This window comes from Bradyrhizobium sp. (assembly GCF_049519115.1).
Taxonomy (GTDB): Bacteria; Pseudomonadota; Alphaproteobacteria; order Rhizobiales; family Xanthobacteraceae; genus Bradyrhizobium.
Map to the genome: position 1 here is coordinate 160,471 of NZ_JBEKRB010000004.1, position 15,172 is coordinate 175,642.

Here is a 15,172-nt window from a genome sequence, read left to right on the forward strand (position 1 = left end):
ATTCGACACTCCTCACGAGGCTAAGAGCCTAGAGGAGAGTCCCGATGTTGGTTCGCTTGTTTTTTTCAGGCTATTCCAGGCTCTTAGCTGGAATTTCACTGGCAGCCATGGCGGTCGCACTGACCGGCTGCAACGACAAGGTCGCCGAGAAACCTGCGGAATCGCGGCCGGTTCTGGTCGCCACCGTCCATTATGAAGCCCAATCCCCCGAGCGCAGCTTTGTCGGCACGATCAGGCCCCGGATCGAGACCGACATGGGCTTTCGCGTTCCCGGGAAGGTGGCGAAGCGGCTGGTCGAAGTCGGCGAGAGCGTCGATGTCGGCCAGCCGCTCGCCACGCTCGATGAGGTCGACCTGAAGCTCCAGGCCGAGCAGGCCGAGGCCGAGCTGCGCGCCGCGACCGGCGTACTGGCGCAGGCTGGCGCCGCCGAGCAGCGCGCCAAGGACCTTCGCACCAAGGGCTGGGCTACCGACGCGCAGCTCGATTCCGCCAAGGCCGCCGCCGACGAGGCGCGGGCCCGGCTCAATCGCGCCGAGCGCTCGGTCGAACTGACCAACAACTCATTGTCCTACGCCACATTGGTTGCCGACAGCCGCGGCGTGGTCACCTCAACCCTGATCGATCCCGGACAGGTCGTGGCCTCGGGCCAGACTGCAATCCGCGTCGCGCGCTTTGCCGAGAAGGAAGCTGTCGTCGCGATTCCCGAAACGCTGGTTGGCCGCGCCAAGGATGGGATCGCGACCGTGACGCTGTGGTCCGGGCCGAACAAGAAATATGCCGCAAAGCTGCGCGAGGTCGCACCTTCGGCCGATCCCGCCACGCGAACCTATCTCGCCAAATTTTCGCTGCCGGAGGCGGGCGAGGACGTCTCGCTAGGCATGACCGCGACGCTGACGCTCGCCGATCCGCAAACTGAACGCGTGGCAAGGTTGCCGTTGTCGTCGCTGTACAGCCAGGGCGGCGACCCCTCGCTCTATGTCGTCGACGACAAGGGTGCGATTTCGCTGAAGCCGGTCGCGGTCAAATCCTACGACAGCAATTGCGTCGTCATCTCCAGCGGAGTCGACGAAGGCGCCAAGATCGTCGTGCTCGGCGTGCAGAAACTCGATCCGAGCCAGAAGGTCCGGGTTGTGTCGTCATTGTCGTTTTGATTTTTGACTGTCATTCCGGGGCGCGAGCTGTAGCGAGCGAACCCGGAATCCATGGCGCCGCTCGAGCACATGGTGGAATGGATTCCGGGCTCGATGCTTCGCATCGCCCCGGAATGACGAAAACGGGTTTTTCGCATTGGAGACTGATATGAAGCGCTTCAATCTGTCGGCCTGGGCGGTCAGCCATCCCGCGCTGGTATTGTTTTTGATCGTCGCATTGGGTGTGGCCGGTTTCTTCTCTTATCAGAAGCTTGGCCGGGCGGAGGATCCCTTCTTCACTGTGAAAGTCGTGAACGTCTCGGCGATCTGGCCGGGCGCGACGGCCGCCGAAATGCAGTCGCAGGTCGCCGACCCCATCGAGAAGAAGCTTCAGGAATTGCCGTATTTCGAAAAGGTGCAGACTTATTCGAAGCCGGCCTTCACCGCGATGCAGGTCACGTTCCGCGACTCGACGCCGCCGAAGGACGTCCCGTATCTGTTTTACCTGCTGCGCAAGAAGCTCGTCGACGTGCAGGGAGAGTTGCCGTCGGGCCTGCTCGGCCCCGTCGTCAATGATGAATTCTCCGACGTGGATTCGATCCTCTACATGATGACCAGCGATGGCGCCGACTACGCACAGCTGAAGAAGGCTACCGAAGGTCTGCGCCAGCGCCTTCTCAAGGTTTCGGGCGTGACCAAGGTCGATATCTACGGCACGCAGGATGAAAAGATTTTCGTCGAGTTCTCGCATGCCAAGCTCGCTACGCTCGGCATCACGCCGCAGGCGCTGTTCGATTCTCTCGCCAAGCAGAACAATGTCGTGCCGGCCGGAACAGTCGAAACCTCGGCGCAGCGCGTGCCGCTCCGCGTCACCGGCGCGCTCGACGGTGTCAAGGCGGTGGCGGAAACGCCGGTCGAGAGTAACGGCCGCGTGTTTCGTCTCGGCGATATCGCAACGGTCAGCCATGGCTTTGTCGACCCGCCGAGCTTTGTGGTGCGCGAGGAAGGCAAGCCCGCCATCGGCATCGGCGTGGTGACCGCCAAGGGCGCCAACATCATCGAGCTCGGCAAGGATGTCGCGGCTGCCACGGATGAATTCATGAAGGCGGTGCCGCAAGGCATCAATGTCGATCGCATCGCCGATCAGCCGGAAGTGGTCGAGCACGCGGTCAGCGAGTTTGTGCATTCCTTCATCGAGGCACTCGCGATCGTGCTGTTCGTAAGCTTCCTCGCGCTGGGATGGCGCACCGGCATCGTGGTTGCGCTCTCCGTGCCGCTGGTGCTGGCGATCGTTTTCATCGTGATGGACGCGATGTCGCTCGACCTGCACCGGATCACGCTCGGCGCGTTGATCATCGCGCTCGGCCTTCTGGTCGACGACGCCATCATCGCGGTCGAGATGATGGTCGTGAAGATGGAGCAGGGTTGGGATCGTGTTCGCGCGGCATCCTTTGCCTGGGAATCCACCGCCTTTCCGATGCTGACGGGAACGCTGGTTACCGCGGCCGGCTTCCTGCCGATCGGCTTTGCCAATTCGGCGGTCGGCGAATATGCCGGCGGCATTTTCTGGATCGTGGCGATCGCGCTCGTGGCGTCCTGGTTCGTCGCCGTGATTTTCACGCCCTATATCGGCGTCAAGCTGTTGCCGAACATCACGGTGAGCCACAACCACGATCCGCATGCGGTCTACGAGACCCACATGTATCGCGGCTTGCGCGCCGTCATCCAGTGGTGCGTCAATCACCGCGTCAAAACCGTGCTCGCGACCGTTGGCGTCTTCGCGGTCTCGATTGTTGCTTTCGGTCACGTTCAGCAGCAATTCTTCCCGCTATCGGAGCGCCCTGAACTGTTCCTTCAGTTGCGGCTTCCGGAAGGAACGGCCTTCAACGTCACGGAAAAATCCGTGAAGAAGGCGGAAGGCCTGCTCAAGGGCGATCCTGATATCGCGACCTACACCTCCTATGTCGGCCAGGGCTCGCCGCGCTTCTGGCTCGGGCTCAATCCGCAACTGCCGAACGAGGCTTTTGCCGAGATCGTGATCGTCGCCAAGAACGTCGAGGCGCGCGAGCGGATCAAGGCGAGAATCGAAAAAGCGGTCGATGAGGGCGATTTGTCGGAAGCGCGGGTGCGCGTCGATCGCTTCAATTTCGGGCCGCCGGTCGGATTCCCGGTTCAGTTTCGCGTGATCGGGCCGGATCCAAAGGTCGTTCGTGATATTGCCTATCAGGTGCGCGACGTCGTGAAGCAGAATGAGAACATCAGGGATCCGCAGCTCGATTGGAATGAGCAGTCGCCCTACCTGAAGCTCGTCGTCGATCAGGACCGCGCCCGCGCACTGGGCCTGACGCCTCAGGATGTCTCGCAGGCACTCGCGATGCTGATTTCAGGTGCTCCGGTGACGACGGTACGTGATGGCATCGAGAAGGTCGAAGTGGTGGCGCGCGCCGTGCCCTCCGAACGGCTCGATCTCGGCCGTGTCGGAGACTTGACCGTGACCTCGCGCAACGGAGTGGCGGTGCCGCTCGCGCAGATCGCCAAGATCGAATACGCTCATGAGGAGCCGATCATTTGGCGGCGCAACCGCGACATGGCGATCACGGTGCGGGGCGACGTCGCCGACGGCGTTCAGGCGCCCGACGTGACCAACCAGATCTGGCCGAAGCTCCAGGATATCCGCGATCATCTCGAGCCGGCCTACCGGATCGAGCCGGGCGGCGCGTTCGAGGAATCGGCCAAGGGCAATGCGTCGATCTTCGTGTTGTTTCCGCTGATGGTCATCGTGATGCTGACGCTTCTGATGATCCAATTGCAGAGCTTTTCGCGGCTGTTGTTGGTGTTTCTAACCGCGCCGCTTGGCATCGTCGGCGCCTCGTTGGGGCTCAACATCGCCAACCAGCCCTTCGGCTTTGTGGCGCTGCTGGGCCTGATCGCGCTGGCCGGCATGATCATGCGCAACGCCGTGATCCTGGTCGATCAGATCGAGACCGACGTGGCCCATGGCCTGACCCGCCGCGAAGCCATCGTGGAAGCCACCGTCCGGCGAGCCCGGCCCGTGGTGCTGACGGCGCTTGCGGCTATTCTGGCGATGATCCCGCTATCGCGCTCAGCCTTCTGGGGACCGATGGCGATCACCATCATGGGGGGTCTGTTTGTTGCAACGTTCCTGACCTTGCTGTACCTGCCGGGTCTCTATGCGCTTTGGTTCCGCAAGAGCCTTGAGGAACGCGGTCCGCAACAGGCCGGCCTTGCGCCGCAGCATCAAGATGGAGCACAAGCTGCAATTCCGCTTGCCCAAGCGGCCGAATAATTGAACATTTAAAGCCAGGACTTGAGCACGACATGACTCTGATCGCTGAACATACCGAAACCGACACCCGCGAACGCATCCTTGTGGTTGCAGAGCGGCTGTTCCGCGAGCTCGGCTATCAGAAGACGACCGTCGGCGACATCGCCAAGGCGTTGCATATGAGCCCGGCCAACGTGTATCGCTTCTTCGACTCGAAGAAGGCGATCCACGAAGGCGTCGCCCGCGTCTTGATGGGCGAGGTCGAGGTGGTGGCCAATGCGATTCTCGCCAAGCCGGGCCCCGCCACGCCCCGTTTGCGCGAATTGCTGACCACGATCCATCGCATGAACTCGGAACGCTATGTCGGCGATTCCAAGCTGCATGAGATGGTTGAGATCGCGATGGAAGAAAGCTGGGAAGTCTGCGTTGCGCATATGCAGACCATCGTCGAGGCCATCGGCGGCGTGATCGCGCAAGGTGCCGCCTCCGGCGAATTCGATGTGACGGATGTGCCGCTGGCGGCCATGTGCACCTGCCAGGCCATGCTTGGCTACTTCCATCCGCAGATGATTGCCCAGGCGATGAACAAGCCCGGAAAGCCTCACGCGGAGATTGATCAGATGATCGATTTCATGTTGGCCGGACTTGCAACCCGCAGGCAGAAATAGTCATTCGCGGATTTAGCCTATATACGTCATTCCGGGGCGATGCCAACGGGTCCGCGCAAGCGCGGCCCGATGACAGGCTCCGCATCGAGCCGGGAATGACAACGTCTCTTGGGAACATCGCAGCGTGACAGAAAAAGACTTGCACTATTACGAGCCGAAGAGCGGCCACGGTCTCAAGCACGATCCGTTCAACGCCATCATCGCGCCGCGCCCGATCGGCTGGATTTCGTCACGCGACGCCAAGGGCAACGTCAATCTGGCGCCCTACAGTTTCTTCAACGGCTTCTGCTACGTGCCGCCGATCATCGGGTTTTCCTCGACCTCGAGGAAAGACAGTTTGGCCAATATCCAGGAAACCGGTGAGTTCGTCTGGAATCTGGCGACCATGGATCTGGCGAAGCAGATGAACGCCACCGCCGCGCATGTCGCCCGCGAGGTCGACGAATTTTCGATCGCGGGTCTGACGCCTGCGCCGTCCAAACTCGTCAACGTGCCGCGCGTGGCCGAAAGCCCGGTTTCGTTCGAATGCAAACTCACCCAGATCGTTCAGCTGCAAAGGGCCGACGGCAAAAAGGTCGACGCCTGGCTGACGCTGGGCGAGGTCGTTGCCGTCCATATCGACAAGGCGATGATCCGGGACGGCGTCTATCAGACCGCGCTCGCCCGCCCGATCGTGCGTGCCGGCCGCCGGGGCGATTATTTCGAAATTCGCCAGGACGCCATGTTCGAGATGCCGCGGCCGGATTAGCACCCCCTTAAGTTACTGATGATATTACGGAACCGTCCGAGCCGTACGCCGTTTATCCAGGCCGGTGGTGACGCGTCAATTTCGTCATATTTTCAATGCGGTGTATCAACCAAATTCTGACGCATTCCGGGTAAGCGTCCTAGTTCTGACGTAGCCAGCTCTCCGAGCTGCCCCATCGCGCCGCCACATATAAGGACATCGCCATGAGCTCCTTCCGCCGCGATTTCATCACCAAGCCGATCTTCTCCTGGGCACGTGGCGTGTTGCCGTCGATGTCCGACACCGAGCGCGAGGCGCTGGAGGCCGGCGACGTCTGGTGGGATGCCGATCTCTTTACCGGCAATCCGGACTGGTCGAAGCTGCTCAAGCAGGCGCCGGCCGAACTGACGGCGGAGGAGAAGGCTTTCCTCCACGGTCCGGTCGACGAACTCTGCGCCATGCTCGACGACTGGAAGATCAACTGGGAATGGCGCGACCTGCCGCCCGAGGTGTGGGACTTCGTCAAGCGCAACAAATTCTTCGGAATGATCATTCCGAAAGAGCGCGGGGGCTTAGGCTTTTCGCCCTACGCGCATTCGGAAGTGGTGCGCAAGCTGTCGTCGCGCTCGCTGACGGCGGCCGTCACCGTCATGGTGCCGAACTCGCTCGGGCCCGGTGAACTCCTGATGCGCTTCGGCACCAAGGAGCAGCAGGAGCGCTGGCTGCCGCGGCTGGCCGATGGCCGCGACATTCCCTGTTTCGGTTTGACGAGCCCGGAGGCCGGCTCCGATGCCGCCTCGATGATCGACTCGGGCGTGATCTGCAAAGGCACGTTCGAAGGCAGGGAAGTGCTCGGCCTTCGTCTCAACTGGCACAAGCGCTACATCACGCTCGGCCCGGTTGCGACCCTGCTGGGGCTGGCGTTCAAGGCCTACGACCCCGACCATCTCGTCGGCACGGAAGACGACCTCGGCATCACCGTCGCGCTGATCCCGACCGATTTGCAGGGCGTCTCGATCGGTCATCGCCATTTGCCGGCGATGCAGGTGTTCCAGAACGGCCCGAACTGGGGCAAGGACGTCTTTATCCCGATGGACTACATCATCGGCGGACAGGAGCGTCTCGGCCAGGGCTGGAAAATGCTGATGACGGCGCTTGCCGCCGGCCGCGGCATCTCGTTGCCCTCGCTATCGGCGGCGGGTGCGGCCTATGCGGCGCGCACCACCGGCGCCTACGCGCGCATCCGCGAGCAGTTCGGCATTTCGATCGGCAAGTTCGAAGGCATCGAAGAGCCGCTCGCCCGCATCGCCGGCACCGCTTATCTGCTCGACGCGGCGCGCCGGCTGACCTGCGCGGCGCTCAACGAAGGCCGCCATCCGGCGGTGATTTCCGGCATCATGAAGCTGCAAGCCACCGAGCGCATGCGGATTGCGATCGACGACGCCATGGATATCCACGGCGGCAAGGCCGTGATCGACGGGCCGCAGAACTACCTCGGCAGCCTTTATCGCTCGGTCCCGGTCGGCATTACGGTCGAGGGCGCCAATATCCTCACCCGCAACCTGATCGTGTTCGGGCAGGGCGCGATCCGGGCCCATCCTTATCTTTTGCTGGAAATGAATGCGCTCGGCGAAGCAGACCGCGCCAAGGGCCTGGATGCGTTTGACGATGCGTTCTGGAAACATGTCGGGCACAGCGTCGTCACGCTGTTCCGCGCCTTTGGCCGAAGCTGGACCGGCGGGATGTTTGCGCCGGCGCCCGATGCCGGGGAGGCGACCGGCTTCTATCGACAGTTGTCGCGCTATTCGACAGCGTTTGCGCTCTGTGCCGACATGGCACTGTTGACGCTGGGCGGCGCGCTCAAGCGCAAGGAAATGCTCTCTGCCCGTTTCGGCGATATCCTGTCCGAGCTCTATCTGCTCTCGGCGGCGCTCAAGCGTTGGCAGGACGAGGGACGCCAGACGGCCGACTTCGCCGCGCTCGAATGGTGCATGGCCTCTGGCTTCCGCACCATCGAGAACCGTTTCGCCGAAATCCTGGCGAACCTGCCCAATCGGTTTGTTGCGGTCATTCTGAAGTTCGTCGTTCAGCCGTTCGGGGCGCGCGTGCTCGGGCCTTCCGATCGCGTGGTGCATGAATGCGCCCAACTGGTGCTGGAGCCTTCCGCGGCGCGCGACCGGCTGACGCCGGATCTGTCGCATGTCGACGACGACCGTGGCGTGGCGCGTCTCGAAAAGGCATTCCTTCTCGTCACAGCGGCGGAAGAGATTTCCAAGCGCATGCGGGCCGCGCACCTGCATGATTGGCAGGAAGCCGTGAAACGCGGCGTCATCACACAAGCCGAAGGCGAACAGCTCAAGGCCGCGCATGAGGCCGTCGCAAAAGTGATCGAGGTCGATGATTTTGCGCCCGAGGCGCTGTCGCCGATCTACAAGAAGCCGGCCGATGTGCACTCCTTCTTCCAGGAATTGGGTGAGCAGAGGGCGGCAAGCTAATGGCGCGACCTGTCTTTATTGTTGACGGCAGCCGCACGCCGTTCCTGAAAGCGCGCACCGGACCCGGACCTTTCACGCCGGTGGATCTCGCGGTTCAGTGCGGCCGGCCGCTGCTTGCGCGCCAGCCGTTTGCGCCCGATGCCTTCGATCAGGTCATCCTCGGTTGCGTCAACGTCATTGCCGATGAGATGAACCCGGCGCGGGTTGCGGCGCTGCGGCTCGGCATGGGCGAGAAGATGGTCGCGTTCACCGTGCAGATCAACTGCGGCAGCGGCATGCAGTCGATCGATACCGCCTATCGCTATATCCAGGAGGGCAACGGCGACCTGATTTTGGCCGGCGGCGCCGAAGCCCTGAGTTACGCGCCGCTGGTGTGGCCGCAGCAGGGCGTACGCTGGTTTGCAGGCCTTGCGACCGCCAAGGGCATTCTGGCGAAGCTCGCGGCGATCGCGAAAGCGCGCCCGGCCTACTTCAAGCCGATCATCGGCCTTGAGCGCGGTCTGACCGATCCGATCACCGAGCTCAATATGGGCCAGACCGCCGAAGTCGTCGGCCATCTCTTCGGCATTACGCGCGAACAGTCGGACGCCTATGCCGTTGAAAGCCACAAGCGGCTGGCCAATGCGCAGGCGAATGGCTTCCTGAAGGGCGAGGTCGAGACCGCGTTTGCGCGCGATGGAAGGTTTTACGATCACGATGACGGCGTGCGGCCGGATTCCTCGACGGATAAATTGGCCGGCCTCAAGCCGGTGTTCGAACGGCCGTGGGGCCAGGTCACCGCCGGTAATTCCTCGCAGATCACCGATGGTGCATCCTGGGTCATTCTGGCTTCCGAAGAGGCTGTCACGAAACACGGTCTCACCCCGAAAGCCGTAATCGTCGACAGCCAGTGGGCGGCACTCGATCCCTCGATCATGGGGCTCGGCCCGGTGATGTCGGCGACCGAGTTATTGAAGCGCCACAAGCTGTCGCTTGGCGACATCGAGACCTGGGAATTGAACGAGGCGTTCGCCACCCAAGTGTTGGGATGTCTTGCGGCCTGGAACGACGAGAAGTTCTGCCGCGAGATATTAGGCCTCGACGGGGCCGCGGGGCAGATCGATCGCGCCCGGCTCAACGTCGACGGCGGCGCCATCAGCCTCGGTCATCCCGTCGGCTGCAGCGGCAACCGCATCGTTCTGCACCTCGTCAATGCGATGAAACGGCTCGGCACCAAACGCGGCATCGCCACCGAATGTATCGGCGGCGGGCTCGGCGGCGCCATGCTGATCGAAACGGTATAGGGAACGCGCCATGGAAAGCCATATCCTTGACGTGCTCGCTGACCGCGTGCTGGAACTCGGGCCGAAGCCCGCTGCAAGCGGGCCTTATCGCCATTTCAAATTGACGCGTGATGCCGATGGCGTCGCCTGGCTTCTTTTCGATCGCGAGGGCGCCAGCGCCAACACGCTGTCGGCCGACGTGCTGGCGGAGTTCGATACGGTATTGGCGGGCCTCGAAAGCGAGCGGCCGACCGGGCTTGTCATCCGCTCGGCGAAAGCTAGCGGCTTCATTGCCGGCGCCGACGTCAACGAGTTCCGCGGCGCAACCGATCCGGCCGCGGTCGAGGTACAGATCGCACGCGCGCATGCGGTGATCGACCGGCTGGAAGCCGTGAAATTCCCAACCGTTGCGGTGATCCACGGCTTTTGCCTTGGCGGCGGGCTGGAAGTCGCGTTGGCCTGTCAGATGCGTATTGCGATCGACGGTGCACGCTTCGGTTTCCCCGAGGTGATGCTGGGACTGCATCCAGGCCTTGGCGGTACCGCGCGGTTCACCGAGCTTGTCAATCCGATGCAGGCGATGACGTTGATGCTCACCGGCAAGACCATCGACGCGCGCAGGGCCAAGTCGCTTGGTCTGGTCGATGCGGTAACGGAAGAACGTCATGTCCGTAATGCCGTGAAAGATGCAGTATCCGGCAGGCTCAGGCGTTCCAGACCCGGCTTTCTCAATAAACTCCTGAACGCCGGTCCGGTGCGCGGGTTTCTCGCCTCACGCATGCGCAACGAGGCTTCGAAGGCAGCTCCCGCGGAGCATTATCCGGCGCCATACGGCCTGATCGATCTCTGGGAAAAGCACGGCGGCGACAAGGCCGCGATGCTTGCCGCCGAAAAGAGCTCGTTCGCGCGGCTGATGGTGACGCCGACGGCGCAAAACCTGATCCGGGTTTTCTTCCTGCGCAACCAGATGAAGAAGGTCGCCGGGTCCGGAAACAAGATCGCGCATGTGCATGTCATCGGTGCCGGCGCCATGGGCGGTGACATCGCCGCCTGGTGCGCCAATCAGGGTCTTAAAGCCACATTGGCGGACATGAAGCCCGAGCCGATTGCGGGCGCCGTGAAGCGCGCCGCTGATCTGTTCGGCAAGATCATCCGCAAGCGAACTGACGTGCGCGATGCGCTCGATCGGCTGGTTCCCGATCTCGATGGTGAAGGCGTCCGCACCGCCGATCTGATCATCGAGGCCGTGCCCGAGAAGCTGGAATTGAAGCAGAAGGTCTATGCCGGCCTCGAACCGCGCATCAAGGCCGGCGCGATCCTTGCGACCAACACCTCGAGCATTCCGCTGCAGGATTTGCGCACGACGCTGGCAAAACCCGAGCGCCTGCTTGGTCTGCATTTTTTCAATCCGGTTTCGCGCCTGCAACTGGTCGAGGTCGTCAGCCACGATGGCACCGACGCGCAGCTCCTGAAGGAGGCGCTGGCTTTTGTCGGCGCGATCGACCGGTTGCCGCTGCCGGTCAAGAGCTCGCCGGGCTTTGTCGTCAACCGTGCGCTGACGCCCTACATGCTGGAAGCCATGGTGATGCTCGACGAGAAAGTCGATAAGGTCACCATCGATGCGGCGGCCGAAAAATTCGGCATGCCGATGGGACCGATCGAACTCGCCGATCAGGTCGGCCTCGATATTTGCCTCGCGGTCGGCGACATGTTGCGCTCGAAATTCGGCGACCTGTTGCCGCCGACGCCGGCCTGGCTGCGCGACAAGGTCACCAAGGGCGAACTCGGCCGCAAGACCGGGAAGGGGTTCTATGTCTGGAAGGACGGCAAGGCCGACAAGGCGCGCGCGTCGTCCAACGCGGCCGAGCCCGATGCGGAAATGATCGACCGGCTGATCCTGCCGATGTCGAATGTTTGCCTCGCCTGTTTGCGCGAGGGCATTGTCGATGATCCCGACATGGTCGATGGTGCGATGATTTTTGGGACCGGTTATGCTCCGTTCCGCGGCGGTCCGTTGAATTACGCGCGAACGCGGGGCGCCGACAACGTGGCGACAACCCTGCGCCAGTTGGCTACAAAGTTCGGCGGTCGGTTCACTCCGGATGCCGGCTGGGCTAGTTTCAAGTAACCTTAAATTCGCTTCAGGTGAGCCTTTTCTGACATGACCGACACGCAAGCCGTCCACGCCCCGCCCGTCACTGAAACCGAGCCGTGCGGAGACCTATGTATCCGCACGCTGGCGATGCCGGCCGACACCAACCAGAACGGCGATATTTTTGGCGGCTGGTTGCTCAGCCAGATGGACCTCGGTGGCGGCGTGTTTGCCTCCAAGCTCGCGAAATCACGCACCGTGACGGTCGCGATCGAAGCGATGAATTTTCGCAAACCCGTCTATGTCGGCGATCTGGTTTCCGTGCACGCTAATCTCGTCAAGATCGGCAAGACGTCGATCACGGTGCACCTCGAGGCTTGGGTTCTTCGTCGCAAGGAATCGCAGTCGATCCTGGTGACCGACGGCAATTTCACCTATGTATCGATCGACGATGACGGTCATCCGCAAACCGTTCAGCACGGAGAGCCGCCAATCCCGGCGTAGGCTCCGTTTTCTGCGCTTCTCCGCCGCATCCCGCACCGCCTCTTTCCTTCACCCCTCTGCATGACAACGTGGCAGAATAGGCCATGCGGCCTCTTGCTGCGTAAAATTGGAGTCGGGAGGAATTGTCATGCAAGGCTTATTTAAGGCGGGATTTGTTCTGCTCGCATGCACCCTAAGCTCAATTGAAATCGCTGCCGCCCAGCCCGCTAATCAGGGCTGCGTTACCGAAAACTCGCCGGGTATGACGCAAACGTTGCGTTGCGAGGCGGGGATTACGATTATCGCTGAGGACGGCGCCCGATATACCCTGCAGAGCGGCAGCAAAGGCCGCGTCGATGCGGTTGAACTTGGCGGTAAGGCATTGTTAATCGAGGTCGCGCCGAAACCCGGTGGAAACAAATTTCAGGTCGTTACGCCGCAGGCGATCGCGGCGGTTCGCGGCACCAAGTGGGCCGTCGATGCTGCCGGAGACAAGACCTCCGTCTTCGTCATCAACGGGCGGGTCGGCGTTGGACGGCGGACCGGCGGTCGCGGCGTAACTTTGGGGCCTGGCGAAGGAGTGGACGTCGAACCGGGCGCTCCTCTGACGGTGAAGCGCTGGGCTCCCGCGCGTGTGTCCGCCTTGCTGGCTCGTCTCGGCCAATAAGCGCTGATGCTACGCCGCCATATCCTGACTTCAATTGCCGTCGCTCAGGCAGCGATCTGGGGATTCGGCGTCTATTTCGAGCATAACCGAGGCGGCTTGCGGTTTCTTGATCGCATCGAATCCGCAACGATCGATATCAGGACGCTCGCCCGCGGCAAAAAAGTGCCCCCGGATCTCGTGACCATTGTGGCAATTGACGATGCCGTGGTGAGGCAGCGTGGCGCTTACCCGCTTCCCCGGATCGATCTTGCAAAGATCGTCGATGTGATCGGGAAGCTGGAGCCGAAGGTCATCGCCATCGATCTCCTCTTGATCGACAACGGCGCTCCCGATGCCGATGAGGCTCTTGCAAAGTCGCTTCAGGCGCGCCCGACTGTGATTGGCGCCGCCGCGATTTTCGCGGAAGCCAGCCAGGCGATTGCTTCAGAGAATGACAACGGGCCGCTCGCCGGGCTCCCGATCGCCGAGAGGTTCTTGTTGCCTCTGAAGCGGTTTACCGATCACGCCAGCATTGGCATCGTCAACGTGGCGACGGATCAAAGCGGTACGCCTCGTTCCATTCCGGTATTGTTTCGTACCGGTGACAGGGTCGAACTGTCATTTCCGCTCCGCGTTGCCGCGCTGGCCGTCGGAAAGGATGTCGCGATCGAGCCAGATCGTTTGACGCTGGGTCAGCGGTCGGTGCCAACCGACGTCGATCATGCCCTGCCAATTGCGTTCTACGGCCCACGAGGGACGATCCGGACGAGAAGTGCTGCCTCAGTGCTCGCCGGCGACATATCGCCCGACGATATCCGAAACCGGATTGTTGTTCTCGGCGCGACCGTCAGCGGCGGCGGCGACTTTTTTTCCACGCCCTTCGATCGGCTGTTGCCGGGAGTGGAAGTCATTTCGACGGCCATCAATCACCTCGTGGCGGGGGATGGTCCGTTGCGGGACGAATCTGTTCGCATTGCCGACGGCGTCGTTGCCGTCTTGTTGCCCGCAATTCTTGTTGGTCTTCTCGCGTGGCGGCGAAATGCCGGGGGGCTCCTTGTCGCCGCTGCCGTCGTTCTGGTCTGGGCGGCGACGAACTTCCTGGCATTTTCGTACGGAGTGGTCATGGGTGCGGCGGTGCCGGTCGCTGCCGCCGCCGTGCCAGTCGTTTTTTTCGGATCATTGCAGCTGTGGTCGGACCGGCAGCAGGCACAATACTTTGCCGCCAGGAACGAGTTGCTCGAACGATTTCAGGCGCCCGCGATACAGAAATGGCTGGCTCGCGATCCGGACTTTCTCGCCGAACCGGTCCGCCAGAATGCGGCGGTCGTCTTTATCGACCTGTCCGGTTTCACCTCCCTGAGCGAACGGCTTGGGCCGGATGAGACACGCGATTTGTTGAAAGAGTTTCACGCTCTCGTCGACAAAGAAGCGGTCGCTTGCAGCGGGATGATCACGAGTTTTCTGGGTGATGGCGCGATGATTCTGTTCGGCTTGCCGGCAGCCGCGACGGACGATGCCGCGAGAGCCGCAGAATGCGCGATCAGGCTTTGCGACAGTGTCGGGCGATGGTTGGCCTCGCGGCGGACCACGACTCCGTCGAAACTTGGATTCAAGGTCGGTGCACACTTCGGCGTCATTATCGCCTCGCGGCTCGGCGGCGGGAGCTATCATCACATCACGGCGACCGGTGACACCGTCAACGTCGCGAGCCGGCTGATGGAAGTGGCGGCTAGCCACGGCGCGGAACTTGCCGCGAGCGACGAACTGCTCCACGCCGCGGGACCGGACTGCGCGCTGCTCAATTCGGGGAGGCTGAACGGGCCCGAGGAATCCCGGATTCGGGGACGTTCGGGCTCGCAGATGATCTGGTTATGGCGCAGTTCAAGCGGCATCCCGCAGCACCAGATTTAAACGGTGCTCGACTCCCGGTCCGGCAAGCCCGGCGCGAACCGCCGATGTGAGGCTTAGTAACTGATTTTCCGCGAAGGATCGTCGTTCATATTCGGCGGATACTGGGAAGACGTCTTGGGCGTTTGCGCCTCGGTCCCCGCCGGACTCGTCTTTTTGTGTTTCTTTTTCATGGCCGTGCTGCCGTCCGTTGCGGCCTTTGCCGGCGTCGTCACGGGAACTGCGGCCGACGCCATCGCGAACATGGCAATCATCAAGAGCCGGATGGCAGATTTATTCATGCACTTCTCCCGTTTTGGCGGAAAGACCGTTCGAGGGCTTGATAGTGTTACCCCGCAACGGGGCGAACATTCCCTTAGTGTCCGACTCATAATGATTTCATTTGATTTCAAGCTCTTGCGAGGCGCCGCGTGAGGGTTCGGATGTGGGCGACGAACGCCCATGCGACTGCGCTGGCGATTGTCGCTTCGAAATC

11 protein-coding genes are annotated in these 15,172 nt (G+C 62.0%); 10 read left to right on the plus strand and 1 reads right to left on the minus strand.

All coding sequences use genetic code 11. The features are described 5' to 3' along the window. Positions 1–44: 44 nt before the first annotated feature. From ABSE61_RS05895 to ABSE61_RS05940, 10 genes are all read left to right on the plus strand, one after another. The gene (locus ABSE61_RS05895; RefSeq protein ID WP_423870144.1) at positions 45–1,151 is read left to right on the plus strand and encodes an efflux RND transporter periplasmic adaptor subunit; all 1,107 of its coding nucleotides are present in this window, start codon (positions 45–47) and stop codon (positions 1,149–1,151) included. Between the two features lie 148 nt (positions 1,152–1,299). Continuing rightward, entirely contained in the window at positions 1,300–4,437 is a 3,138-nt protein-coding gene (locus tag ABSE61_RS05900; protein ID WP_423870145.1) for an efflux RND transporter permease subunit, read from the plus strand. 32 nt (positions 4,438–4,469) lie between these two features. Continuing rightward, positions 4,470–5,084, plus strand: coding sequence for a TetR/AcrR family transcriptional regulator (locus ABSE61_RS05905; protein ID WP_423870146.1), 615 nt, complete (start codon positions 4,470–4,472; stop codon positions 5,082–5,084). 124 nt (positions 5,085–5,208) lie between these two features. Further along, on the plus strand, positions 5,209–5,832 hold the full coding sequence (locus ABSE61_RS05910) for a flavin reductase family protein (RefSeq protein WP_423870147.1): 624 nt from the start codon (positions 5,209–5,211) through the stop codon (positions 5,830–5,832). A 203-nt stretch (positions 5,833–6,035) separates the two neighbouring features. After that, positions 6,036–8,306 (plus strand): acyl-CoA dehydrogenase, encoded by a 2,271-nt coding sequence (locus ABSE61_RS05915; RefSeq protein ID WP_423870148.1) that lies wholly within the window; start codon positions 6,036–6,038, stop codon positions 8,304–8,306. Then, entirely contained in the window at positions 8,306–9,589 is a 1,284-nt protein-coding gene (locus ABSE61_RS05920; protein ID WP_423870149.1) for an acetyl-CoA C-acetyltransferase, read from the plus strand. The genes ABSE61_RS05915 and ABSE61_RS05920 overlap by 1 nt, the downstream gene beginning before the upstream one ends. 10 nt (positions 9,590–9,599) lie before the next feature. Further along, entirely contained in the window at positions 9,600–11,696 is a 2,097-nt protein-coding gene (locus tag ABSE61_RS05925; RefSeq protein WP_423870150.1) for a 3-hydroxyacyl-CoA dehydrogenase NAD-binding domain-containing protein, read from the plus strand. A 33-nt stretch (positions 11,697–11,729) separates the two neighbouring features. Continuing rightward, positions 11,730–12,164, plus strand: a complete 435-nt coding sequence (locus ABSE61_RS05930; RefSeq protein WP_423870151.1) for an acyl-CoA thioesterase — start codon at positions 11,730–11,732, stop codon at positions 12,162–12,164. Between the two features lie 127 nt (positions 12,165–12,291). After that, positions 12,292–12,810, plus strand: a complete 519-nt coding sequence (locus ABSE61_RS05935) for a FecR domain-containing protein (RefSeq protein WP_423870152.1) — start codon at positions 12,292–12,294, stop codon at positions 12,808–12,810. A 6-nt stretch (positions 12,811–12,816) separates the two neighbouring features. After that, positions 12,817–14,700, plus strand: a complete 1,884-nt coding sequence (locus ABSE61_RS05940; RefSeq protein ID WP_423870153.1) for a CHASE2 domain-containing protein — start codon at positions 12,817–12,819, stop codon at positions 14,698–14,700. A gap of 53 nt (positions 14,701–14,753) precedes the next feature. On the opposite strand, the gene ABSE61_RS05945 is transcribed toward ABSE61_RS05940, so the two are convergent. Continuing rightward, on the minus strand, positions 14,754–14,978 hold the full coding sequence (locus tag ABSE61_RS05945; RefSeq protein ID WP_423870154.1) for a hypothetical protein: 225 nt from the start codon (positions 14,976–14,978) through the stop codon (positions 14,754–14,756). Between the last annotated feature and the right edge of the window lie 194 nt (positions 14,979–15,172).

Excerpts from the sequence above, each read along its gene's own strand:
- ABSE61_RS05900 (WP_423870145.1), top strand. The coding sequence starts at position 1,300 with ATGAAGCGCTTCAATCTGTCGGCCTGGGCGGTCAGCCATCCCGCGCTG.
- ABSE61_RS05940 (WP_423870153.1), top strand. The coding sequence starts at position 12,817 with ATGCTACGCCGCCATATCCTGACTTCAATTGCCGTCGCTCAGGCAGCG.
- ABSE61_RS05895 (WP_423870144.1), top strand. The coding sequence starts at position 45 with ATGTTGGTTCGCTTGTTTTTTTCAGGCTATTCCAGGCTCTTAGCTGGA.
- ABSE61_RS05925 (WP_423870150.1), top strand. The coding sequence starts at position 9,600 with ATGGAAAGCCATATCCTTGACGTGCTCGCTGACCGCGTGCTGGAACTC.
- ABSE61_RS05930 (WP_423870151.1), top strand. The coding sequence starts at position 11,730 with ATGACCGACACGCAAGCCGTCCACGCCCCGCCCGTCACTGAAACCGAG.
- ABSE61_RS05920 (WP_423870149.1), top strand. The coding sequence starts at position 8,306 with ATGGCGCGACCTGTCTTTATTGTTGACGGCAGCCGCACGCCGTTCCTG.
- ABSE61_RS05915 (WP_423870148.1), top strand. The coding sequence starts at position 6,036 with ATGAGCTCCTTCCGCCGCGATTTCATCACCAAGCCGATCTTCTCCTGG.
- ABSE61_RS05935 (WP_423870152.1), top strand. The coding sequence starts at position 12,292 with ATGCAAGGCTTATTTAAGGCGGGATTTGTTCTGCTCGCATGCACCCTA.
- ABSE61_RS05945 (WP_423870154.1), bottom strand. The coding sequence starts at position 14,978 with ATGAATAAATCTGCCATCCGGCTCTTGATGATTGCCATGTTCGCGATG.
- ABSE61_RS05905 (WP_423870146.1), top strand. The coding sequence starts at position 4,470 with ATGACTCTGATCGCTGAACATACCGAAACCGACACCCGCGAACGCATC.